Source organism: Rhodococcus koreensis (assembly GCF_900105905.1).
Classification (GTDB): domain Bacteria; phylum Actinomycetota; class Actinomycetes; order Mycobacteriales; family Mycobacteriaceae; genus Rhodococcus_F; species Rhodococcus_F koreensis.
On sequence record NZ_FNSV01000005.1, the window covers coordinates 3,369,055 to 3,391,560 of the forward strand.

The following is a 22,506-nucleotide window of genomic DNA, read 5'->3' on the forward strand; positions in this document are numbered from 1 at the left end:
GCCGGCGCGATAAGGAGGTCAACGTGCGAGAGCTTCGAGTGATCGGTCTCGAGCCCGATGGTTCGCACGTCGTGTGCGCAGATGCCAGTACCGGCGAAAAATTCCGGCTTCCCGCCGATGACAAACTCCGCGCTGCATCCCGCGGGGACATCGCTCGACTCGGCCAGATTGAGATCGAAATGGACAGTCAGCTCAGGCCCCGCGAAATCCAGGCCCGCATCCGTGCCGGCGCCTCCGTCGAACAGGTTGCCGACGAGGCCGGTATCCCCCTGGCGAAGGTGGAGCGCTTCGCGTATCCCGTTCTGCTCGAACGTTCCCGTGCGGCCGAGATGGCGCAGGGCGGACACCCGGTGCGCGACAACGGCCCCGCCGTTCCCACTCTCGCCGAGATCGTCACGCAGGCGTTCCGCGCGCGGGGACACAACATCGACGACGCCGCGTGGGACGCGTGGCGCGACGAGGACAATCACTGGGTCGCCCAGCTGCAGTGGCAGGCCGGGCGGACCACCAACGCGGCGCACTGGCGGTATCAACCGGACGCGCACGGTGGCACCATCGTCGCCCTCGACGACACCGCCTTCGACCTGATCGACCCCGACTTCGGCCGTCCGCTGCGCGGATTGGCGCCGGTGGCGTCCGACGAACCGGAACAGCTCGAACTCGCCGAGTTCCCCACCGAGGTGGAGGTGCCGACGATCGAGCCCGAGGAGATCATCGAGGCCGACGTCACCGAGGAGCCCGAGGACGAGCCCGCTTCGCCCGAGGAGCCGGCCGCACCCAAGATCGCCCCGCACCAGACGAACAACAAGGACAAGCGCGGCAAACCCGCACTCCCCTCTTGGGACGACGTCCTGCTCGGTGTCCGCAGCAGCGGACGCTGACCGTCGGCGCGGTAAGCAGGCCGGGAACCCGGTCGGGGTCGTACTCTTTCAGGAAGACTTCGGAAGAGGGGGATGACCGTGGGGGCCAAGGTATCAACGATCTGGTACGTCGACGTCCCCGACCCTGCGGCTGTTCTGAGACATCACCCCGAGCCTGACCTCGCTGCGGCGCGGCGACTCGCCGCCCGCCTCTATCCCGACCTGGCGGCCACCCCCACCGGCCCGGTTCCGCTGGCCGAGGCCGCGCGACTCGACGCCGCGGGGACCGTGCACATCGGTTCCTACCCCGGCATCACCGTCGTGTGCGGGCCCGATCTGGCCGTTCCCCGGCCGTCGACCCTGCCCGGAACACGCGTCCGGCCCACCGAATCCGCGAAGACGTACTACATCGCATCCAAGCCCGACATCGCGTGGGGCTCGTTCGCGATGTGGGAGGACGGGCACCTCACCCGCGCGTTCAGCGCCACGCCGGTCCACATTCACGAGGACCTCGGCATCCCCCTGGTGTGGGAGAGACCGTTCTGGGCGGGCGACTTCCCGCTCGAACATCCGCCGGGCGTGCTGCCCGACCCACAGTCGCTGCCGTTCCACCCGCAGCAGTTCGCCGAGGGTGCCAACCGGGAATGGCTGAACTTCCGGTACACGGGCGCCCCCCAGGGCACCGAGATCGACCCGAAAAAGATCACCGTACTCGGTTTCACCGTCCACCCGCCCGGCGAAGGTCCGGCGGTCGAGCCTCCCGCCGAGGTAAAACAACCCGCCGAGGTGGAACACCCCGCCCCCGAACCCGTTACCACGCCCGCTCCGCCGCCGGCCGCCCGCAAGGGCGGACTGCTCCGCCGCTACTTCGGCTTCTGACGCCCGCGGGAGTCAGGCGGCGCCGACGAGCAGCGCCGACCAGCCCGCGAGAACTCCGGCCGCGGCGCCGTACACCAGCCACCGCCACACCGGTGTCCGGCGCAGTCGCCACACCGACGGCGCGACCCCGGCCACCACGACGAGTTCGAGGAACGCTGCGAGCGCGGGATTGATCCGGGCGAGCTGCGAGCCGAACGCCATGATCGCGACGGCCACCACCGCCGCGGCGAACGCTGCCACGAGAAGTCCGGTGAACCACGGTGTTCCCGTCGGCGGCGGATACGGGGAATGAGGGTCCAGGATTCTCACCGGCCCGTGCGGACGCGCTCGTAGAACGCCATAGCCGCCGCCGTCGCGACATTGAGTGAGTCCGTTCCGGGTGCCATCGGGATGCGGGCACGAATGTCGGTGGCGCGCATGGCGTGTTCGGTGAGGCCCGGCCCTTCCGCGCCCAGCAGCAGCGCCACCTTCTCCCCTGTCATCGCCTCCGCCAGCGTCACCGCCTCAGGGTTCGGGGTCAGCGAGATCAGCTGGAACCCCCGCTCCCGCAACGCTTCCAGATCGTGCGGCCACTTCGTCACGTGCGCGAACGGAACCCGGAGGACGTGCCCCATCGACACCCGGACCGCCCGGCGGTACAGCGGGTCGGCACACCCCTTGCCGAACACCACGGCGTCGACGCCGAGCCCCGCGGCGTTGCGGAACATCGAGCCCAGGTTCTCGTGATCGTTCACACCCTCGAGCACCGCGACCGTCTGGGAGTGCTCGAGCACATCCGCCAGTTCGAGGGGTGCCGGGCGACGCGCCGCCGCGAGCACACCCCGGTTGAGGTGGAACCCGACGACCTCGGCCATGACGTCCGCCGTCGTCCGATAGAACGGCACGTCCACGCCGTCGAGGTCGTCGGCCAGTTCCTCCAGCCGCCGATCGACGCCGAGCAGCGCGATCGGGTCGAACCGGGACGCCAGCAGTCGCTGCGCCACCAGCACACCCTCCGCGATCACCAGGCCCTTACCCTCGGGGAGATCGGGCCGCCGGTCCGAGGAGTTGAGATCGCGGAAGTCGTCCAGCCTGGTATCGGCCGGATCTGTTATGTCGATGACGTGAACCACCGGTCCATATTGCCGTATGCGCGGCGTCACAGCGTTGACTCCCCTCCGCGGGGCGCGAAAGCTCGAAGGAATGAAGCACCTGCACGGACGCACGGCTCTGGTGACCGGCGCCTCCGGCGGTCTCGGTCGCGTCGTCGCCCGGGCCCTGGCGCGCGAGGGTGTCGCCGTCGCCGTGTCCGGCCGGCGTGAGGACCGACTCGCGGAACTCGTGGTGGAACTGCGTGCGCTCGGTGTGCGCGCCGAGGCCGTGCCCGGAGACCTGAATCGACTGGACCTGCTCGATGCGCTGATCGAGCGCGCCGAGGCGGCGGTCGGCCCCCTCGACGTCCTGGTGAACAACGCCGGAGTGGAGAACGTCTCGGCGTTCACCCGGCTCGACCCCGCCGAGCTCACCGCCATGGTCGACGTAAACCTCACCGCACCACTGCTTCTCACTCGCCGGGCGCTTCCCGGGATGCTCGACCGCGGTCGCGGTCACGTGGTGTTCGTGTCGTCGCTGGCAGCGAAGATCGGTCCGGCGTACTGCGCGCCGTACGCCGCGACGAAGGCCGGCCTGATCGGTCTCACCCAGTCGCTGCGCGCGGAATATGCGGGCGCACCGGTCGGCTTCTCCGTCGTGTGCCCCGGGTTCATCGCGGGCGACGGCATGTACCAGCGGATGACCGAACGTGGAATCAGGGCCGGCCGGATGGCCGGCGAGACCAGCACCGACAAGGTCGCCGCCACCGTGATCCGGGCGATTCGGCGGGACCTGCCCGAGGTCGTCGAGAGCGGAGCACCGATCCGCCCCCTGCTCGCCCTGGCGCAGATCGCGCCGGGACTCGCCGAGCGGGTGGCCGCGAGATTCGGCGCCACCGCGATGTTCCGGCGGTTGAGCGAGGACCGCGGCCGAGTGGAGCCGGATGGTTGACGGCGTGCACCGTTGCCCGAGTCGGGTACCGGGGCGTGGGCACTGATCTAGGCTCGCGGACGTGAGTGATTCCACGCCGACGGTCGGTTCGCCCGCGGAACTGGCGCGGGCGCTGGGCGCCACCGGGTACCTCGCCGACGACGGCGTCGCGATGGCCGCGTTCCTCGCGATACGTATGGGACGGCCTCTGTTCTGCGAGGGCGAACCCGGCACCGGCAAGACGTCGCTCGCGGCCGCGCTGTCGGAGGCGTTCGGCCTGCCGCTGATCCGGCTGCAGTGCCACGAGGGAATCGACGCCGCGCAGGCGCTCTACGACTGGGACTTCCCGCGGCAGCTGCTGCACCTGCGGACGCTGGAGGCGGCGAGCGACGGATCCCTCGAGGCCGACGCCGTCGAACGCTCCCTGTACACCGAGCGGTTCCTGCTGGCGCGCCCCCTGCTGCGGGCCCTCACCGAAGCCCCGTGTGTGTTGCTCGTCGACGAGATCGACCGCGCCGACGACGAGTTCGAGGCGTTCCTGCTGCAGGTCCTCGACGAGAACGCCGTCACCATCCCCGAACTCGGCGAGGTGCGGGCAGCGACACCGCCGCTCGTTGTGCTCACGTCCAACCGCACCCGCGAGGTGCACGACGCCCTCAAACGCCGCTGCCTGTACCACTGGCTCGAACACCCGGATCTGGCGCGGGAGGTCGAGATCCTGCGCCGCCGCATCCCCGGCATCGGGGCCGAACTCGCAGGCCAGGTCGCGCACGCCGTCCACTCCCTGCGTGAGATGGAACTGCTCAAGCCGCCGGGGGTGGCCGAGTCGCTGGACTGGGCGCGCGCACTGCAGGAACTCGATCGGGACGTGCTGGACGCGGAAACCGCAGCCGCGACGCTCGGCGCCGTCCTCAAGTACCGCGAGGACCTCGAACGCGTGGCCCGGGCGGGACTGGACCGGCTCCTGGCGGGGTGAGCACCGTGCCCGCGACCCCGGACGCCGGCGACCCGCTGGTGGGGTTCGCCGGGTTCTCGCACGCCCTCGCGGCGGCGGGACTGCCGGTCGCGTCGGACGCCGTCGCCGCGTTCATCCGGGCCCTCCGCCAGGTGGATGTAAGCGATCCGAGTCAGGTGTACTGGGCGGGGCGCGCGACCCTGTGCCGCGGTCCCGACGACATCCCGCGGTACGACTCGGCGTTCGAGGGCTGGTTCGGCGGTACCGTCCCGTTGCACACGCCGCGGTCCGGGGAGCAGCCGCGCCGCGCCAGGTCCGCCGCCTTGACTTCGACGGACGGCGGCGACACCGGTGGGGACGCGCCGCGGCTGCGGGTCGCGGCCGACGACGCCGAGGTGTTGCGCCACCGGGACATCGCCGAGCTCACCGCGGCCGAGCGCGCGCACCTCGCCGAGTTGATCGCCACCCTGCGCCCGCGGCCCCCGACCCGCCCGGCCATCCGGATGCGCCCCGCCCGCCGGGGCGCCGTCGATCCGCGGCGGACGGTGCGGGGCATGCTCGCGGCGGGCGGAGAAGCGGTGCGGCCGAGCCACCACCGCAAGGCCACCCGGCCGCGCCGGATGGTGCTGCTGATCGACGTGTCCGGATCGATGAGCCCGTACGCCGACGCGCTCCTGCGGTTCGGTCACGTCGTCGCGCGGAGCAATCCGGCGGGCACCGAGGTGTTCTCGCTGGGCACCCGGATGACCCGGCTGTCCCGCGCACTGCGGGTCCGCGACCCGGAAGTGGCACTGGCCGCCGCGAGCCGGGCCGTGCCCGACTGGGCGGGCGGCACCCGCCTCGGCGAGACGCTGCGCGCATTCCTGGACCGCTGGGGGCGCCGCGGCGTGGCCCGCGGCGCCGTCGTGGTGATCTTCTCCGACGGCTGGGAGCGCGGCGACCCGACCCTGCTCGCGGAGCAGATGGCTCAGCTGCGCCGGCTTGCCCACGCCGTGCTGTGGGTGAATCCGCACGCCGGCGCGGACGGCTACGAACCGGTGCAGTCCGGGATCGTCGCCGCGCTGCCGTATATCGACCGGCTCCTCGCCGGCCACAGTCTCGCGACGCTGCAGGAACTGCTCGAGGTGGCGCGCCGGACGTGACCGATCCGGAAGCGGTTCCCCGATTCCGGGTGTTGTTCGGGCCCGGTCGGCGCAGAGTAGGACGTATCACCTGAGGCTCTCGGCTTTGGAGGCGCGATGCGCATCACCGTCACCGTCGACGGAACGGCATACACGGACGACGTGGAACCACGACTACTCCTCGTCCATTATCTTCGGGACCGGCTCGGCAAGGTCGGCACCGTCATCGGCTGCGACACCGGGAACTGCGGGGCGTGCACCGTTCATCTGAACGGTCACAGCGTCAAGTCCTGCTCGGTGCTCGCCGTGCAGGCCGACGGCGGCGACATCCTCACCATCGAGGGCCTGTCCCGCAACGGGAAATTGCACCCCGTACAGCAGGCGTTCCGCGACAACCACGCCCTGCAGTGCGGCTACTGCACACCCGGCATGATCATGCAGACCCTCGACCTGCTCGCCGAGGAACCCGACCCGGACGAGCGGACGGTGCGGCTGGGGTTGGAAGGCAACCTGTGCCGCTGCACCGGATACCAGAACATCGTCAGCGCGGTCCAGGACGCGGCGCAGCGGTTGCGCGGCGGCAGCACCGCCGAGACACCGAAGGACGCGAAGACCGACACCGCGCAGGGAGGTGTGCGATGACCGCCACCGCCGAACCGGAAATCGGCAAGGCCCGCACACGCAAGGAAGACGAACACCTGATCACGGGTCGCACTCGATGGACCGACAACCTGGTGCTGCCCGGCATGCAGCACCTGGCGATCCTGCGCAGCCCGTTCGCGCACGCCCGCATCACCGGTGTGGACGCCTCCGCCGCCCGCGAGATGCCCGGCATCGTCGCGGTCTTCACCGGCGCCGACCTCGCCGACGAGCAGGGCAGCCTGCCGTGCGCCTGGCCGATCACCCCGGACATGAAGTCGCCGCCCGCCCCGTCTGTGGCGGTCGACCGGGTGAACTTCGCAGGCGAGGCCGTCGCGGTCGTGGTGGCGCGCAGCGCCTACGAGGCTCACGACGCACGCGAGGCGATCGACGTCGAGTACGACGACCTGCCGGTCGTGCTGGACCTCGCGTCCGCGGCCGCCGACGGCGCCGAACTCGTGCACCCCGATCTCGGGACGAACGTCAGCGCCACCTGGACGTTCGATTCCGCGGAGGCCGGCACCGGCGGCGACGTGGAGCAGGCCATCCGCGACGCCGAGGTACTCGTCGAACGCACGTTCCGGCAGCAGCGGCTCATCCCGGCGTTCATGGAGCCCCGCTCGGTGGTGGTCGACCCGACCGGCGCGCAGATCACCATGTGGTCGGCCACGCAGATCCCCCACATCCTGCGGCTCATGCTCGCGATGACGCTCGACATCCCGGAGCACAAACTGCGCGTCGTCGCACCGGACGTCGGCGGCGGTTTCGGCGGCAAACTGCAGGTGACGCCCGAGGAAGTCATCGCGCTGCTCGTCGCGCGGCGACTCGGCAAGCCGGTCAAGTACACCGAGTCCCGCAGCGAATCGATGCTCGCGGCCCATCACGGTCGCGACCAGATCCAGAAGCTGACGCTGGCCGCCCGCCGCGACGGCACCGTCACCGGCATGAAGGTGGAACTGCTCGCCGACATGGGCGCGTACCTGCGACTGGTGACGTCGGGGGTGCCGATCCTGGGCGCGTTCATGTTCAACGGCATCTACAAGTTCCCGGCGTATCACTTCACGTGCACCAACGTGTTCACGAACAAGGTGCCCACCGACGCGTACCGCGGGGCGGGGCGACCGGAGGCGACGTTCGCGATCGAACGGATGATGGACGAACTCGCGACCGAGTTGTCGCTCGACCCACTGGAATTGCGGGCGAAGAACTGGATCACCCACGAGGAGTTCCCGTTCGACACCGTCGCGGGCCTGACGTACGACTCCGGCAACTACGAGGCCGCCACCGCGCAGGCACGGGAGTTGTTCGACTACGACGGGCTGCGCCGCGAACAGGCGGAGCGCCGCGAGCGGAAGGACCCGGTGCAACTGGGCATCGGGGTGTCCACGTTCACCGAGATGTGCGGTCTGGCGCCGTCGCGCACGCTCGGCGCGCTGGCCTACGGGGCCGGCGGGTGGGAACACGCGGCGATCCGGATGCTGCCCACCGGCAAGGTCGAGGTGGTCACCGGTTCCTCCGCCCACGGCCAGGGCCACGAGACCGCGTGGAGCCAGGTGGTCGCGGATCAGCTCGGGGTTCCGTTCGAGGACGTCGAGGTGCTGCACGGCGACACCCAGACGTCGCCGCGTGGGATGGACACGTACGGATCCCGGTCGCTGGCGGTCGGTGCGATCGCGGTGGTGAAAGCCGCCGAGAAGGTGATCGCCAAGGCCAGACCCATCGCGGCGCACCTGATGGAATGCGCCGAGGACGATCTCGAGTTCACCGAGGGCCGGTTCCGGGTGAAGGGCACCGAGAAGGCGGTCGGCATCGCCGACGTCGCGCTCGCGGTGTTCGCCGCGCACGATCTACCCGACGGTGTAGAGCCGAACCTGGACTCCGAGGCGGCGTACGACCCGGAGAACTTCTCGTTCCCGCACGGCACGCACCTGTGCGCGGTGGAGGTCGACACCGAGACCGGGAAGGTCGGCATCCGCTCCTACGTGTGCGTCGACGACATCGGGCACGTGGTCAACCCGCTGATCGTGGAGGGGCAGGTGCACGGCGGGCTCGCGCAGGGCATCGCGCAAGCCCTGTACGAGGAGGCGGTGTACGACGAGTCCGGCACCCTGCTGTCGGGTTCGTTCGCCGAGTACTCGGTTCCGTCGGCAGCGGATCTGCCGTCGTTCACCACGGGCCGCACCGAGACCCCCGCCACCGGTAACCCGCTGGGCGTCAAGGGGGTCGGCGAGGCGGGGACGATCGCGTCCACCCCGGCCGTCGTCAACGCCGCCCTCGACGCGGTCCGGCAGTTCGGGGTGCGTGACATCGAGATGCCCTTGACGCCGATGCGGGTCTGGCGTGCCGTCCACACCGCCCAGGGAGGTGCCCGATGATTCCGTCGAGCTTCGATTACGTCGCCCCGACCTCCGTCGACCAGGCGGTGGCCGCGCTCGCCGAGGCCGGCGAGGACGCCAAGATCCTCGCCGGCGGGCAGAGTCTGCTGCCGGTCCTGCGGCTGCGGTTGTCCTCGCCGAGCACCCTCGTCGACCTGGGACGGATCGGCGAGTTGCGCGGCGTGCGCGAGGACGGGGACAGCGTCGTGATCGGCGCGATGACCACGTACTACGACGTGATCCGCAACCCGCTCGTCCAGGAGCACGCGTTGCTGCTCGTCGAGGCGAGCCGCACCGTCGCCGATCCGCAGATCCGGCACCGCGGCACGCTGGGCGGCGCTCTCGCGCATGCCGATCCGGCGGGTGACCTGTGCGGACCCGCGCTGGCCCTCGACGCCACCCTCACCGTGGTGGGCCCCGCGGGCAGACGGACCATTCCGGTCGCCGATTTCTTCGAGGGTTACTACACCACCACGTTGCGACCGGACGAGATCCTCGTGGACGTGCGGATCCCGAAGCACACCGGCTGGGAGGCGCGGTACGAGAAGTTCAACACGGTGGCGGAGGCCTGGTCGATCGTGGGGGTGGCCGCGACGATCCAGGTGGACGGCGGCACGATCCGGCAGGCGCGGGTGGCGCTGACCAACATGGGGTCGGTTCCGGTGCGCGCTCGCGGCGTCGAGGACGCGCTCGTCGGCAAGGCCGCGGACCCGGAGTCGATCCGGGCGGCGGCCGAGCACGCCGCCGAGGGCACCGACCCCGTCACCGACGGCAACGCCGACGCCGAGTACCGCACCCACCTCGCGAGAGTGCTGACCCGGCGGGCCGTGGCGACGGCGGTCGGCGTCTGAACGGCCCGGGCCGTCAGGACCGCGGGTCGCGGCTGGCCTCCACGGCCTGTTCGGTGGCGTCGCAGACCACGACGGGGCGCGGTTCGAGCACGTTGCGCAGTTCGATCACCGGGAGGTGGCGGCCGGCGTCCGGTCTGCGCACCGTGATCCACACCCGCTGGTGCCGCATCAGGTACAGGGCCGCGCCGATGCCGCTGACCAGGGAGATCGCGCCGCCGATCACGAGCGGTGCGCGGGGGTCGAGGGCGTCGGCCAGCCACCCCAGAACGGGACTGCCCAGCGGGGTGCCGCCGAGGAAACAGAGCATGTAGATGCCCATCACCCGGCCGCGCATCTCGGACGGCACGGACATCTGCAGGATGTTCATCGCCGCCGTCGTGAACGTCAGGGTCAGCGCACCGGTCGGGACGAGCATGATCGCCACCAGTGCATAGGTGGGCATCACCCCGACCAGGATTTCGAACGCCCCGAATGCGGCGGCGGCCCCGAGGAACGTGCGCAGCCGGGGCGGGGTCGTGCGTTTCGCGGCGATCGTGGCGCCGGCCAGCGTGCCCACGGCGAGCGTGGTCGACAGCAGTCCGTAGGCGTCCGCACCGCGATCGAACGTGTTGCGGGCGAGAACGGCGAGACTGATCGGGAAGTTCAGACCGAACGTGGACACCATGAAGATCGCCACCATCAGCACCCGCAGGTCGGCGCGACTCCACACGTAGCGGAAACCCTCCCGGACCTGCCCCTTCCCGCGTTCCGCCTGGGGTGCCGTGAACAGGTCGCGGGCGTTCATCATCAGCAGTGCGATCAGCACGCCGGTGAACGTGCCCACGTTGAGCAGGAACACCCAGCCCGTGCCGATGAGGGTGATGAGCACACCGGAGATCGCCGGGCCGATGATCCGGGCCGTGTTGAACGTCATGGAGTTCAGCGCGATGGCGTTGGGCAGCGAGTCCTTGCCGACCATCTCGATCGTGAACGACTGCCGCGCCGGCGCGTCGATCGCGGACGCGCAGCCCATCAGGAACGCGATGAGATAGACGTGCCACAGGGCGACCAGTCCGCCGACGTCGAGCAGGCCGAGCACCAGCGCGCACAACGCCATCGATACCTGTGTCGCGATGAGGATGCGCCGCTTGTCGTACCGGTCGGCGAGGACGCCGCCCCACACGGACAGGAACAGGGTCGGGCCGAACTGCAGTGCCATCACGATCCCGACCGCGAGGGCGTTGCCGTTCGACAACGTCAGGACGAGCCAGTCCTGCGCCACCCGCTGCATCCACGTGCCGACGAGGGAGACGATCTGCCCCGACGCCCACAACCGGTAGTTCCGGGTGCGGAGTGCGGCGAACATGCCGGTCTTCGGCTGGTCTGGGGCGGTGGTTTCGGGTTCGGGCGGCACCCTTCCATCTTGCTCCCGCCACCGGAACGCCTTCGACCTGCCCCTATGCGCGCCTCGGTGGCCGGACCGCTGGGGATTCCGATTGCGTTCTCCGGCAGATGATTTGCTCCGCGATATCGCGGTAACGGATACCTACCCAGGTTCCGGGAGCCGAATGCCGTTGTACTGCTGGGCAGCTGCCGATCAGCCGCGGCGGTTCACTCCGAGTCGGCGACGATGGACGTGATGATGCCGACCGCGTCGCGGAGAGTCTTCAGCTGAGACTCGTCGAGCCCGGACAGCCGCTCGTTCATCCACGCCTCGCGGGCGTGCGTCTCGTCGGCGATCAGCGCGTGACCGGCGTCCGACAGCGTGACGATGATCTGGCGTCCGTCGGTGGGATGCGGTGCCCGCTCGACCAGTCCCAGTTCGACCAAGGACGCGATGACCCTGGTCATCGACGGCGGCTGCACCTTCTCGCGCGCCGCGAGATTGCCCGGCGTCATGGCGCCGTCGCGGGCGAGGGTGGCCAGTGCCGACAGCTGGGTCAGCGATACCTGGGCGTCGACGCGGCGCCCACGCAGGTGACGCGTGAGGCGCACGACAGCCAGGGAGAGGTCGCTGGCGAGTGCTCGCGTATCCGTGGTCACGGGAATGACAATACGGGACCGATCGGCCGCCGTTTACGTTACTGCGTCGGTGATCGGACCGACCGCGAAGTAGGCCACGAACAGAAGCGCCACCACCCACATCAACGGGTGAATCTTCTTGATACCACCGCTCGCAGCATTGAGCACGACCCACGAGACGAATCCGACGCCGATGCCGTTGGCGATCGAGTACGTGAACGGCATGACGATGATGGTGAGGAACGCGGGCAGCGCGATCGAGAACTTCGTGAAGTCGATGTCCCGGACCTGGCCGATCATCATCGCGCCGACGACGACCAGCGCGGGCGCGGCCGCCTCGATCGGCACCACCGAATACAGCGGGGTCAGGAACATCGCGGCCAGGAACAGCAGTCCCGTCACCACATTCGCGAGTCCGGTGCGGGCGCCCTCGGCGATACCCGAAGCGGATTCCACGAAGACCGTGTTGGACGACGCGGAGGCCCCGCCGCCGACGATCGCGCCGGTGCCCTCGACGACGAGGGCCCGTCCGATGTTGGGAAGGTTGCCGTCCTCGTCGGTCAGGCCTGCCTCCTTGCCGAGCCCGGTCATCGTGCCCATGGCGTCGAAGAAGTTGGCGAGCACGAGCGTGAACACCAGCAGGCTGGCCGCGAGCACGCCGATGCGGGTGAACGCCCCGAAGATGCTGACGTCGCCGACGAGGCTGAGATCCGGAAGTTCCGCCAGCACATCGGGAGCGGCCGGAACGCTGAGGTTCCAGCCGTAGGGGTTCACGCCGAGCGACGGTCCGACGCCGGCGAGGGCCTCGATGATCGCGGCCAGCACGGTGGTGACGACGATGCCGATCAGCAGACCGCCCCGCACCTTGCGCACCACCAGGACACCCATCAGCAGCACACCGAACACGAACGTCACGGTCGGCCAGGAGGAGATCGATCCGTTGATGCCCAGGCCGACGGGGACGGTGGTGCCCGCGACGTCGGGGATGCGCCGCACGAACCCGGCGTCGACGAGACCGATGAACGCGATGAACATGCCGATACCGGCGGCGATGGCGGATTTCAGCTCGGCGGGAATGGCATTGAAGACGGCCGTCCGGAAACCGGTGAGCGCCAACACGACGATGATGACACCGTCGATCACGACGAGACCCATCGCCTCGGGCCAGGTGACCTGCGGCGCGATGGTGACGGCGAGGAGACTGTTGATGCCGAGGCCCGCCGCGATCGCGAAGGGGTAGTTGGCGACGACCCCGAACACGATGCTCATCAGTCCCGCCACCAGGGCTGTGACCGCGGCCACCTGGTTCACGGGGAGGATGTTGCCGAGGACGTCGGTCTTGGCGACGGCATCGTCGGGTGAGAAGCTGCCGAGGATGAGAGGGTTCAGCACCACGATGTACGCCATCGCGACGAACGTCACCACGCCGCCGCGAATCTCCGCGCCTACCGTCGAACCACGCTCGGTGATCTTGAAGTAGTTGTCGAGCAGTTTCGGAGCAGCACCCATTGTTCAGTCCCCATCGCCAGAAGTCGCGCGTCGCCCTTGGAGATTAGGGCACCGCGGCGAGGGTAGCGTTCATTCGGTGAACGAAACCGCAGATCGCCGACCCCTCACTCAGCGCCTCGCCGACCCGCGACCTGCGCTGATACTGGGAACCACTCTGTGGGCGGTCGCGATGGTCGTGGTGATCGTCACGGGCGACCGGTGGTCGGATGCGCTTCCGACGTGTATAGCCGGTGTCGTCGTCGGATTCCTCGGGTACGGATTGTTCGCGTTGCAGCGGCGGGCCGCGCGGCGCGGCAGCCGCGGGGCACAGCAGGGACTGCTCGAGTGATGCAGCAGGGACTGCTCGAGTGATGCAGTCCTAGGCCTGGCTGCGGCGGGGCCGGGTGCGGGTCAGCAGGATCCAGAATGCCGCCCACAGCGCGCCGAAGGCCCACCCGGCGAGGACGTCGGTCATCCAGTGCGCGCCGAGGTAGACGCGCGACAGCCCCACCGCCAGCGGGTACAGCACCAGCAGGAAGACGAGCGTGATCCGGACGTGCCGCACCAGCACGTCCCGGAGCACGACGGCAACGAGCACGCTCGCGAGAATCGCGGTCATCATCGCGTGACCGGACGGGAACGAGAACGACGAGATCTCCACCAGCCGATCCGGCAGTGGGGGACGCTGCCGCTCGAACAGATTCTTGAGCGCGGTCATCACGGCCAGACCGGACAGCATCGCGCCGGCGACGAGGACGGCTTCCCGACGACGGTCCTGCAGCAGGAGGGCCACTGTCAGGACGGTGGACACGATCCAGGCGGCGACCGTTCCGCCGCTGTGCGTGATGACGGTGACGACGTCGACAAGCCAGGGTGTGCGCTCCTCGACCGCGCTGTCGAGGATGCTCTGGTCAAACGACACCGGCGGCGCCCCACGTGCCCTCGGCCCACGACTCGGAACAATGGGTTGTGCCCTGCTCGTCCACCCACCACGGAACCGCGATCTCGGCGTCGACGGCACCCGTGAGCTTCACCGTGAGCCGGGGATGGACGACGACGGGCCCGCGGGGCAGGTCGCGGCCGAGTGCGGCGAAGGCGAGGACTGCGGCGGGTTCGCGATCCCACGTGGATTCCCGTCCGGAGCCGGTGACGGTGCCGCGGATCGCGGTGGAGGCGAGCGGGACGTCCAGCAGATCGGCGAGGGACTCGGCGGTGTCCAGGCTCCCGACCACCAGGCGCTCGCGCGGCACCGCGGCGGCCAGCCACGGTTCGTCCAGCACCAGCGCGTCGGCGGGGTCGACCAGGGCGCCCGTCAGTCCGCGCACGTGTTCGGGCAGGTGAAGGTCCTCGAGGTCGAGGAGGTGCCCGGCCGCGGCCGCCGCGAGCAGGCTGTGGGCCCGCGCGATCACCGCCGGGGACGGTTCGCGATCCGGGTCGGCCAGCCGGTCCAGGAGTAGCTGCGCGAGTTCCGGAGAGTCGACCGTCGCGGGGGCCAGTGCGGCGGCGAACACGGCGGATTCCGGGTGCTCGACGGGGTCGAGCAGTCCGGCGAACGTCTCGTCGGCGGGGTCGCGGAGCAGACCGAGCACCTGGCCGTCCGACTCGGCGTTGTGACGCAGCCACCAGGCCGTGTACCCGGCGCGGTCGGCGAGCAACGGACGCGTCGCCGGGTCCCGGGCGAGCATCGTCAGCGCCTGCGGCCAGCGGTTCTCGTCCACCAGATCCAGGTCGCGCACCGCCCCCATCACGTCGGGGTCGTCGTCGAGCGTGTCCCACCAGCGGTCCTCGTCGTCGAGGTCGTGGTCGGGTCCGGTGGGGAGTTCGGCGCGCAGCACGGTGAAGCCCCAGCCGACACCCACGGCGCGGAGAGCGTCCTCCCCTACCCGCTCCGCGAACGCGGAGTCCACGCACGCGAACGGCGAGTCGTCCACCAGGACCTCGGCGAGTGGCGCGCCGGGCAACAGCAATTCGTCCGCACCGCGCAACTCCCCGTCGACGTCCGGCAGGGGCAGCAGGCCGAGCCACGACGGCAGGACGCCCGGGTCGACGCGGCCTGCGAGCGCGAGCACCGCGACCGAGAGTTCCTCGGCAGCCGCCGCGTCGTCGGGATCGAGGTCCTCGATCTCGGCGCGCAACGCCGGATCCGAGAGCAGGTCGACGGCCGTGGCCGTCTTCGCGCCGAGCCTCGACAGCAGCGGGTGCGCGGCGTCGGGGTGGACGAGCCTCGTCCAGTCGACACCCAGCACTTCGTCGATGTCGTGACCCAGCAACACCGTTCGCGGGCCGGTCACCGTGCGGCCGTCGGACAGCGGAACCGGGATCGACGCCAGTTCCTCCGCCGCGAGGGCGTCGACGGCCAGCGGTTCGAGCGCCGCGTACAGGCGCTGCCACCACGACGGTGCCCGTTCGACGCCACTGAGCAGTTCGGTGAGGCGGGCCAGGCCGAGGCGGTGGGCGTCGACGGCGGCGAGCGCAGGCGCCCAGCGGGGGCCGGACAGATCCGGGACGACCAGGCCGTCGACGATCTCGGCGAGCAGTTCCGCGAGTTCCTCGGTCAGCCCGGGAACCACCGACGCCCGGCCCGGGGCCTTGTCCTTGCCGTCGACGGTCGGCAGCCAGGGGTGCTCGCGGAGTTCGGCGACGAGATGGTCGCGCAACGCCGAGTCCACCTCGCTGCGTGCGAACGCGGGGACGGGGACCAGCGACAGTCGCTGATCGGGCGGCACCGCGGCCACGAACTCGGCGTATCCGGTGGCCAACTCGGCGATCGCGGCGCCGGGCAGGATGCGCCTGCGGTCGGGTTGCATGGCGATGTCGGCGACGAGGATCGCCGGTACCGACAGTTCCTCGTCCGACCGGGTGGGGGCGCGCAGGACATCCTCGGTCACGGGTGCGACGACGCCGTCCCGGACCGGGACGAGCCAGCGGGCCCGCCCGGACTCGTACTGCCACCAGCGGTCGTCGCCGATCGCGACCTCGGTCAACCCGGAATCGAGTGGTCGTTCGCGTCGGCGGAACTGCTTGTCGCCCACGGTGATCGAGACGAGCGCCGGGAGTTCGAGCAGAAGGTCGGGGGCTTCGCGGGCCATGTAGGCGAGCAGCGACTCGGCGTCCACGTCCTCGCGCAGCGTGAGCACGACTTCCGACTCCGCACCGGCGGCCGGGCGGTTCACGGTGGGCCACGCCAGCCGGAGAGCAGGCACACCCGCGCCGGGGTCGGCGCCGTCGAGGTCCCGCAGTTCCGCCCTGGTACGGCCCGCGGAGAACAGCACCGAACCGGACGTCGACCGCAGTTCGACCTCGTCGCTCACCGACAGCACCGCCGTGAAGCCGACGCCGTAACGGCCGACGGTGGCCCCGGACTTGTTCGACGCCCGCAGCGCGACCAGCGCCTGCACTCCCGGCTCGTCCAGCGGTGTGCCCGTGTTGGACACGCTGAGGACCCGTCCGTCGAGGTGCACGGACAGCTCTCCGGGCACTTCGGCTCGGGCCGCGGCGTCGGCCGCGTTCTGCGCCAGCTCGGTGAGGAGCCGGTCGCGGTAGCCGGCGCGGGCCAGATCGGATTCGGCCGCGGCGTCCTCCCGCAGGCGGGTGGGCGACGTGCGCCACGCGAGGAGCGTCGAATCCCTCAGGGCGGCGGTGCCGAAAGGATCGGCTAGCTGGTCGATGCGGATTCCTCGGCCTCGGTGACCGCGGCAGCCTCGGGCTCGGTGCCGGCCCCCGTCTCGGTTGCGGACCGCTCGACGACCTCGACGGCGCCGTCGTCGTACGCGTCGTACTGCGGCGAACCGGCGCCCGTGGGCAGCAGGGTGTCGGAGTGGGCGCCGCACCCGTACGTCACGTCGACGACGTGCCCGTCGGCGGCCATCTCGTTGCCGCACACGCCGAACTCCCCGTGCAGGGACCCGGCGAGCGGGAGGTAGAAACCGCACAGCCCGCACGTCGACGGCGCAGCCTTGGCCATCTCGGAATCGGGGCCGTAGTCGCCGTCGTGCCAGCGCTGGGCGGCGTCGAGGCGACCCTCGAGGCTCAACACCTGCTTGCGGCCCAGGCCCAGTTCGCGGGCGGCGTCGTCGATCTCGGGGTCACCCGTCGCGACATAGCCGGGCACGAGGCGGGGGTCACCGGCCGGCGGTGCCAGCAGATCGCCCGCGGACAGGTCTCCGGGGCGAATCCGCTGGTCCCACGGGATCCAGTCGGGTGCGACCAGCGCATCGGGTCCGGGGAGGAGGGCGAGTTCGCTGACGGTGGCACGGTCCGACTCGGGATCGGCGGCCACCACCACCGCCCACTGCCAGCCCCGGTAGCCAGGAAGGTCCGCAACGAAACGGTGAGTCGCGGCGCACTCGTCCTCGGACGTGACGCCCAGATAGTCGCCGACTCCCCCTTCCTGCAGTTCGACCACTGCGGTCCGGGCGAGCTCGACGGCGTCGGTCAGTACGGGACGCGCCACTGCGCGCTCGTCGGAAGAAGCAACACTCACACCACCAGTTTGCCGCACCACCGCAAGTGCGTGCCCACCTGGGCTGTCATGCTGGTCCGATGACCGGCCGGAGGCACCTCGTCCCAGCCCTGCTCGCGGTGGCGTGGATGGTCGCCGCATGCTCCCCGCAGAGCCCCGTGGCGTCGGGCGCGCCCGGCGCGGACCTTCGCGCGGAGATCGTCCGCACCGCCGACCACGACCCGAATGCGTTCACCCAGGGACTCGAGATCGACGGCACCGAACTGCTCGAGGGCACCGGCCGCCCCGGCGAATCCTGGGTGCAGGCCACCGACCTCGACAGCGGCACCGTCCGGGTGCGCGCCGAACTGCCGTCTCCGCTGTTCGGCGAGGGCATCACGGTGAGCGGTGACACGATCTGGCAGCTGACGTGGCGGGACGGGGTCGCCGTCGTCCGGGATCGCGCGACGCTCGCCGAACAGCGGCGGGTCCCGTTCGACGGCGAGGGGTGGGGCATCTGCGCAATGCCCGGCGCGCTGGTCACGAGCGACGGCTCCCCCACCCTCACGTTCCGCGACCCGGTCACGTTCGAGCCCCGGCGCACCGTGCAGGCGGTGCAGGACGGAAACCCCGTCTCCCGGCTCAACGAACTCGAATGCGCCGACGACGGCGCGATCTACGCGAACGTCTGGACCACCGACACCCTCGTCCGCATCGATCCGTCGGACGGGCGGGTCAGCGCGGAGATCGACGCCTCCGCCGTCCGCGACGCGCTTCCGCCCGGCCCTCGGGACGTCGACGTCCTCAACGGCATCGCCCAGATCCCGGGAACGGACCGGTTCCTCGTCACCGGAAAGTACTGGCCGGCCATGTTCGAGGTGCGGTTCGTTCCCTGACAGGCCGATCTGACCAGCATTGCCCGGGGTTGCTGTGGTCGCAGGTCTCCCGACTAGGACAGAATTAGGGAGTGACCGGACCGCGCGAACCCTACGAGCCTGACGGCGGTCGGGCTCCTGACGAGAATCCCGGGCCCCCCGCTCATCCCGGCTACGACAAATACCCGCCCGCGGCACGCCCCGGAGGGCGGCGCACGCCGCTGCCGCCCCTGCATCCGGTCGGCGGCGGGCAGCGTCCCCGATCCGACGAGGAGCGGGCGGACGCCCCCAAGGCGCCACCGATGCCGCGCAAGCTCACCGTCACCCGGGTGGCGGCGATGCGCAGCCGGGAACTCACCAACAAGGGCATCGCGACGTTCCACCGTGCCGCCAAGGCGGACGGTGCGGACAAGTCGGGGCTCACCGCGCTCACCTACGCGGTGATGGCCAACAACGCGACCGACGCGGCCATCGCCGTCGCGCTGGCGAACACGCTGTTCTTCTCGGCCGCGACGGGCGAGGACAAGACGAAGGTCGCGCTGTACCTGCTGATCACGATCGCCCCGTTCGCCGTCATCGCTCCCCTGATCGGTCCGATGCTCGACCGACTCCAGCACGGCCGCCGCGTCGCACTGGCCACGTCGTTCGGACTCCGGACGATGCTGGCGATCGTTCTCGTCTTCAACTTCGACAGCTGGGTGCTGTATCCGGCGGCGCTCGGAATGATGGTGCTCAGCAAGTCGTTCTCGGTGCTCAAGAGTGCGGTCACCCCACGGGTGCTGCCGCCGGAGATCGACCTCGTGCGCGTCAACTCCCGGCTCACCGTGTTCGGGCTCCTCGGCGGAACCATCGGCGCGGGCGCCCTCGCGGGTGGTCTCGCCATGGCCACCGGTTCCGTCGGCGCGCTGTGGCTGGCGGCCGTCATCACCGCCCTCGGCGCGTACCTCTCCATGCGGATCCCATCGTGGGTCGAGGTCACCGAAGGCGAGGTCCCCGCGACCCTCACCTACCACGGCGACGAGCACCCGACCGAGGTGATCGGACGCACCCGCGTGCTGCAGCCCGAGGCCCCGGCCACCGCGAAGACCGGCAAACGCAGGCAACCGCTGGGCCGCGCGGTCATCACCGGGTTGTGGGGCAACAGCACCATCCGCGTGCTCACCGGGTTCCTCACCCTGTACATCGCGTTCGTCGCGAAGTCGAAGACCGACCACGAGCCTCTGGTCCAGGCCGCCATGCTCGGCCTGGTCGGCGCGGCCGCCGGCATCGGCAACTTCGCCGGCAACGCCGCGGGCGCCCGGATCAAGCTCGGCCGCCCCGCCCTCATCGTGCTGCGCTGCACGGGCGCCGTGTGGATCATCGCCGTCCTCGCCGCGATCACCGACAATCTCCTGACCGCCGCCCTCGCCACCCTCGTCGCCTCGGCGGCCAGCGCCCTGGCCAAGGTGTCGCTGGACGCGTCACTGCAGCACGACCTGCCCGAGGAGTCGATCGCGTCCGGATTCGGACGTTCGGAGACCGTTCTACAGCTGAGCTGGGTCGTGGGCGGGGCGCTGGGTGTCCTGCTGCCCACCGAATACTGGATCGGGTTCTCGGTGGTCTCCGCCGTCATGACCGTGGGGCTCGTCCAGACCGTCCTCACGTACCGCGGCAGCACCCTCCTGCCAGGGCTCGGAGGAAAACGCCCCGACCTGGCCGAACAAGAAGTGACCACCGAGCACCACTCGACCCACCGGGCCGACCGATCGACGGGAAATGTGAAGTAAGTGAGAATGCAGGCGCGAACCAAGAAGATCCTGGCACTGATTGCAGTGGGCCTGATAGTGGTCCTGGTGGCCTTCGTCGGAGTCGTCTACACACTGGTCCGCAACTCCTCGCCCCGCCTGCCCGAGATCACGGCCTTCGCGCACGACCGGGCCGAGCAGGTCGCCCCGCTCGGCTACTGCAACCTGTACCTCGAGGACTGCCAGACCGGCGACATCGCCGAACTCGACGTACCCCCCGGCTCGTCGCTGCAGCTGTCGTTGCCGCAGGAGATCGTCGACGCGCCGTGGCGCATGCTCATCGTGTACCAGGATCCTTCGGGCCAGCTCCTCGTCCAGGAACAGGCGCACCGCGCCGGTGAGACCCGCGCCGTGACCGTGCCCTCCTCGGAAGACCTGCAACTGGCCGGCGTCGAGATCCAGCTGCCGTCCGCCGTCGTCGACGAGCAGGGGCTCACGCAGGCCCGGGCCGCCTGGTCGATCAAGACCGCCTAGAACGACACGCTCACGAAGAAGGGCCCCGCGCTGTCACAGCGCGGGGCCCTTCTCGTCGGAGAAATCAGCTGTCGAGTTCGCGTGCGACGGCGCGGACCACCTCGGAGATGCGCTGGGCGGTCTTGCGGTCGGGGTACTTGCCCTTGCGCAGGTCCGGCTGGACCTTCGCCTCGAGCAGCGTGATCATGTCCTCGACCATGCCGTGCAGTTCGTCCGGCGTGTGCTTCTTGGCGGACGGCTCCTTGCGCGCGGCGTTCTGACGCAGCGACGGCGCAGGGTCGAGCACCTTCAGGCTCAGCGCCTGGGGTCCGCGTCGACCGGCGGCCATGCCGAACTCCACACGCTGACCGGCCTTGAGGCCCTCGACGCCCTCGGGAAGAGCGGACGAACGCACATAGACGTCCTCCCCCTCCTCCTGCGACAGAAAGCCGAAGCCCTTTTCGACGTCGTACCACTTCACCTTGCCGGTCGGCACCGCGTTCACCCGCTCATCACTTGGAGTGCAGTTGGTTGCACTTGGTATTTGTTGCACTTGGTATGCAAAACAGCGCGCCCCACCTCTGGTGCGGGACGCGCAGTGCCCACAGTCTACCTTGCAGACACCCCCTCCGGCATTCGGGTTTCCAGGCACTATCGTTGCTGGTGTGGCCCACGAATCGACTCCTTCGAGCACACCTCACACACCCCGGAGGGGCGACGGACTCCTGCGGGTCGCGCTCGCTCTCTTCGCGATCGGCTTCGTCGCGATCGTGGCGATCTTCCTGACCCCGGTGCTCTCCGATTCCGAACCGGGTCTCGTTCTCTACCTCATCGCCCTCGCCTGCCCGATCGGATTCCTGCTCGGAATCGTCGCGGCACTGAGGCAGGGCAGACGCTCGCGCTGACACACCCGATCACCGAGGCATTCCCAACCACCGAGGGGACGATCATGAGAATTCTGCTCAACATCATCTGGCTGGTCTTCGGCGGTCTGTGGCTGGCGCTGGGGTACTTCGTCGCCGGAATCCTGTGCTTCATCCTGATCATCACGATCCCGTTCGGCATCGCGTCGTTCCGCGTCGGCGTCTACGCGCTGTGGCCGTTCGGGAAGACCGTGATCGACAAGCCGACGGCCGGTGTGGCCTCGCTGATCGGCAACGTCATCTGGTTCATCATCGCTGGTCTGTGGCTCGCGATCGGGCACGTCGTGACGGCAATCGCCATGGCGATCACGATCATCGGGATCCCGCTCGCCGTCGCGAACATCAAGATGATTCCCATCTCGCTGATGCCCCTCGGCAAGGACATCGTCGACGCACCGCAGTGATGTGAGCTTCCTCACATAACGACCCGGTAACGGAAGGGCAACGGGACGGCGATACGCACGTCTCGTCGCCACTAGCTGGGAAGAGTCCCGGCGCGCCCAATGAGGCCCCGCAACAGGCGAAGACACTCCGCGTTATCAAATGGTGACACTGCGGCCTCGGCCCGTTACCGTCGTCACCGGCCGATGAAACATCGGCCACGTCCGGCCCGCCGCGCCAAACCTCGTCCCGCGGGTACCGGAGTCCCGACGAAGCATTCCAGGGACGAGGACGGGGGACCCAAAGTCCTCCAGGGAACGCAAGTTTCCAGACGGACACCGGTCCGAATGTGCCTCGCACAGTCGGATCTTGGGGTGAAGCCAGACCCTCTCCAGCCAGGAGAGGCGAGGCCGGGCGACCTCTCAGCCCGAACCCGACAGCTGACCTCGCAGGCGCGTGTGGAGAGGATCTCTACCACT

Annotated in this window: 23 protein-coding genes and 1 riboswitch; of the genes, 14 read left to right on the plus strand and 9 right to left on the minus strand. The window is 69.9% G+C overall.

Annotated elements, in window-relative coordinates; genetic code table 11:
- Positions 1 to 23 precede the first annotated feature (23 nt).
- Together sepH and BLV94_RS19840 are read left to right on the plus strand one after the other, a co-directional pair.
- Positions 24 to 881: a septation protein SepH gene (gene sepH, locus BLV94_RS19835; RefSeq protein ID WP_072944804.1), complete on the plus strand. Its 858-nt coding sequence runs from the start codon at positions 24 to 26 to the stop codon at positions 879 to 881.
- 72 nt (positions 882 to 953) lie between these two features.
- The gene (locus BLV94_RS19840) at positions 954 to 1,739 is read left to right on the plus strand and encodes a DUF6928 family protein (protein ID WP_083395617.1); all 786 of its coding nucleotides are present in this window, start codon (positions 954 to 956) and stop codon (positions 1,737 to 1,739) included.
- Between the two features lie 12 nt (positions 1,740 to 1,751).
- Here the strand turns inward: BLV94_RS19840 and BLV94_RS19845 are convergent, their stop codons facing one another.
- Positions 1,752 to 2,042: a DUF2537 domain-containing protein gene (locus tag BLV94_RS19845; protein ID WP_072944902.1), complete on the minus strand. Its 291-nt coding sequence runs from the start codon at positions 2,040 to 2,042 to the stop codon at positions 1,752 to 1,754.
- Positions 2,043 to 2,044: 2 nt separating this feature from the next.
- A complete protein-coding gene (locus BLV94_RS19850; protein WP_072944806.1) occupies positions 2,045 to 2,851 on the minus strand; it encodes a TrmH family RNA methyltransferase in 807 nt (268 codons plus the stop codon).
- 70 nt (positions 2,852 to 2,921) lie between these two features.
- Here BLV94_RS19850 and BLV94_RS19855 point away from each other — a divergent pair, with 70 nt between their 5' ends.
- The 6 genes from BLV94_RS19855 (at position 2,922) to BLV94_RS19880 (ending at position 9,681) form a co-directional block, all read left to right on the plus strand.
- The gene (locus BLV94_RS19855) at positions 2,922 to 3,761 is read left to right on the plus strand and encodes an SDR family NAD(P)-dependent oxidoreductase (RefSeq protein ID WP_072944807.1); all 840 of its coding nucleotides are present in this window, start codon (positions 2,922 to 2,924) and stop codon (positions 3,759 to 3,761) included.
- Between the two features lie 61 nt (positions 3,762 to 3,822).
- The gene (locus BLV94_RS19860; protein ID WP_072944809.1) at positions 3,823 to 4,716 is read left to right on the plus strand and encodes an AAA family ATPase; all 894 of its coding nucleotides are present in this window, start codon (positions 3,823 to 3,825) and stop codon (positions 4,714 to 4,716) included.
- Between the two features lie 5 nt (positions 4,717 to 4,721).
- On the plus strand, positions 4,722 to 5,837 hold the full coding sequence (locus BLV94_RS19865; protein ID WP_072944905.1) for a vWA domain-containing protein: 1,116 nt from the start codon (positions 4,722 to 4,724) through the stop codon (positions 5,835 to 5,837).
- A gap of 96 nt (positions 5,838 to 5,933) precedes the next feature.
- Positions 5,934 to 6,458 (plus strand): (2Fe-2S)-binding protein, encoded by a 525-nt coding sequence (locus BLV94_RS19870; RefSeq protein WP_072944810.1) that lies wholly within the window; start codon positions 5,934 to 5,936, stop codon positions 6,456 to 6,458.
- Complete coding sequence (locus BLV94_RS19875; protein WP_072944812.1) at positions 6,455 to 8,830, plus strand: xanthine dehydrogenase family protein molybdopterin-binding subunit; 2,376 nt, start codon at positions 6,455 to 6,457, stop codon at positions 8,828 to 8,830. The genes BLV94_RS19870 and BLV94_RS19875 overlap by 4 nt, the downstream gene beginning before the upstream one ends.
- The gene (locus BLV94_RS19880; protein ID WP_072944814.1) at positions 8,827 to 9,681 is read left to right on the plus strand and encodes an FAD binding domain-containing protein; all 855 of its coding nucleotides are present in this window, start codon (positions 8,827 to 8,829) and stop codon (positions 9,679 to 9,681) included. The genes BLV94_RS19875 and BLV94_RS19880 overlap by 4 nt, the downstream gene beginning before the upstream one ends.
- 13 nt (positions 9,682 to 9,694) lie before the next feature.
- Here the strand turns inward: BLV94_RS19880 and BLV94_RS19885 are convergent, their stop codons facing one another.
- The 3 genes from BLV94_RS19885 to BLV94_RS19895 all read right to left on the minus strand — a co-directional run bounded on the left by BLV94_RS19885 (position 9,695) and on the right by BLV94_RS19895 (position 13,191).
- Positions 9,695 to 11,026: an MFS transporter gene (locus tag BLV94_RS19885; RefSeq protein WP_072944907.1), complete on the minus strand. Its 1,332-nt coding sequence runs from the start codon at positions 11,024 to 11,026 to the stop codon at positions 9,695 to 9,697.
- Between the two features lie 245 nt (positions 11,027 to 11,271).
- A complete protein-coding gene (locus tag BLV94_RS19890) occupies positions 11,272 to 11,703 on the minus strand; it encodes an Rv0880 family HTH-type transcriptional regulator (RefSeq protein WP_072944816.1) in 432 nt (143 codons plus the stop codon).
- A 33-nt stretch (positions 11,704 to 11,736) separates the two neighbouring features.
- The gene (locus BLV94_RS19895) at positions 11,737 to 13,191 is read right to left on the minus strand and encodes an NCS2 family permease (protein ID WP_072944818.1); all 1,455 of its coding nucleotides are present in this window, start codon (positions 13,189 to 13,191) and stop codon (positions 11,737 to 11,739) included.
- A 76-nt stretch (positions 13,192 to 13,267) separates the two neighbouring features.
- On the opposite strand from BLV94_RS19895, the gene BLV94_RS19900 reads away from it, so the two are divergent.
- Positions 13,268 to 13,519 carry a DUF2530 domain-containing protein gene (locus BLV94_RS19900; protein WP_072944820.1) on the plus strand — a complete coding sequence of 84 codons (252 nt, stop codon included), beginning with the start codon at positions 13,268 to 13,270 and terminating at the stop codon, positions 13,517 to 13,519.
- Between the two features lie 30 nt (positions 13,520 to 13,549).
- Here the strand turns inward: BLV94_RS19900 and BLV94_RS19905 are convergent, their stop codons facing one another.
- From BLV94_RS19905 to BLV94_RS19920, 3 genes are all read right to left on the minus strand, one after another.
- Positions 13,550 to 14,092, minus strand: a complete 543-nt coding sequence (locus BLV94_RS19905; protein WP_072944822.1) for a phosphatase PAP2 family protein — start codon at positions 14,090 to 14,092, stop codon at positions 13,550 to 13,552.
- Positions 14,082 to 16,649: an ATP-binding protein gene (locus BLV94_RS19910; protein WP_072944824.1), complete on the minus strand. Its 2,568-nt coding sequence runs from the start codon at positions 16,647 to 16,649 to the stop codon at positions 14,082 to 14,084. Before BLV94_RS19910 ends, BLV94_RS19905 begins: the two co-directional genes overlap by 11 nt.
- A 176-nt stretch (positions 16,650 to 16,825) precedes the next feature.
- Positions 16,826 to 17,674, minus strand: a complete 849-nt coding sequence (locus BLV94_RS19920) for a DUF3027 domain-containing protein (protein ID WP_083395619.1) — start codon at positions 17,672 to 17,674, stop codon at positions 16,826 to 16,828.
- 38 nt (positions 17,675 to 17,712) lie between these two features.
- Here BLV94_RS19920 and BLV94_RS19925 point away from each other — a divergent pair, with 38 nt between their 5' ends.
- The 3 genes from BLV94_RS19925 to BLV94_RS19935 all read left to right on the plus strand — a co-directional run bounded on the left by BLV94_RS19925 (position 17,713) and on the right by BLV94_RS19935 (position 20,744).
- Positions 17,713 to 18,507, plus strand: a complete 795-nt coding sequence (locus BLV94_RS19925) for a glutaminyl-peptide cyclotransferase (protein WP_072944829.1) — start codon at positions 17,713 to 17,715, stop codon at positions 18,505 to 18,507.
- Between the two features lie 71 nt (positions 18,508 to 18,578).
- The gene (locus BLV94_RS19930) at positions 18,579 to 20,252 is read left to right on the plus strand and encodes an MFS transporter (RefSeq protein WP_072944831.1); all 1,674 of its coding nucleotides are present in this window, start codon (positions 18,579 to 18,581) and stop codon (positions 20,250 to 20,252) included.
- A 6-nt stretch (positions 20,253 to 20,258) separates the two neighbouring features.
- Complete coding sequence (locus tag BLV94_RS19935) at positions 20,259 to 20,744, plus strand: DUF2771 domain-containing protein (RefSeq protein WP_072944833.1); 486 nt, start codon at positions 20,259 to 20,261, stop codon at positions 20,742 to 20,744.
- A 64-nt stretch (positions 20,745 to 20,808) separates the two neighbouring features.
- Here the strand turns inward: BLV94_RS19935 and BLV94_RS19940 are convergent, their stop codons facing one another.
- The gene (locus tag BLV94_RS19940; RefSeq protein WP_005255275.1) at positions 20,809 to 21,219 is read right to left on the minus strand and encodes a cold-shock protein; all 411 of its coding nucleotides are present in this window, start codon (positions 21,217 to 21,219) and stop codon (positions 20,809 to 20,811) included.
- A gap of 169 nt (positions 21,220 to 21,388) precedes the next feature.
- Here BLV94_RS19940 and BLV94_RS19945 point away from each other — a divergent pair, with 169 nt between their 5' ends.
- Both BLV94_RS19945 and BLV94_RS19950 read left to right on the plus strand, forming a co-directional pair.
- Entirely contained in the window at positions 21,389 to 21,628 is a 240-nt protein-coding gene (locus BLV94_RS19945; RefSeq protein ID WP_072944834.1) for a hypothetical protein, read from the plus strand.
- Positions 21,629 to 21,672: 44 nt separating this feature from the next.
- On the plus strand, positions 21,673 to 22,050 hold the full coding sequence (locus tag BLV94_RS19950) for a YccF domain-containing protein (protein WP_072944836.1): 378 nt from the start codon (positions 21,673 to 21,675) through the stop codon (positions 22,048 to 22,050).
- A gap of 234 nt (positions 22,051 to 22,284) precedes the next feature.
- Positions 22,285 to 22,498, plus strand: a riboswitch (cyclic di-AMP (ydaO/yuaA leader).
- Positions 22,499 to 22,506 lie beyond the last annotated feature (8 nt).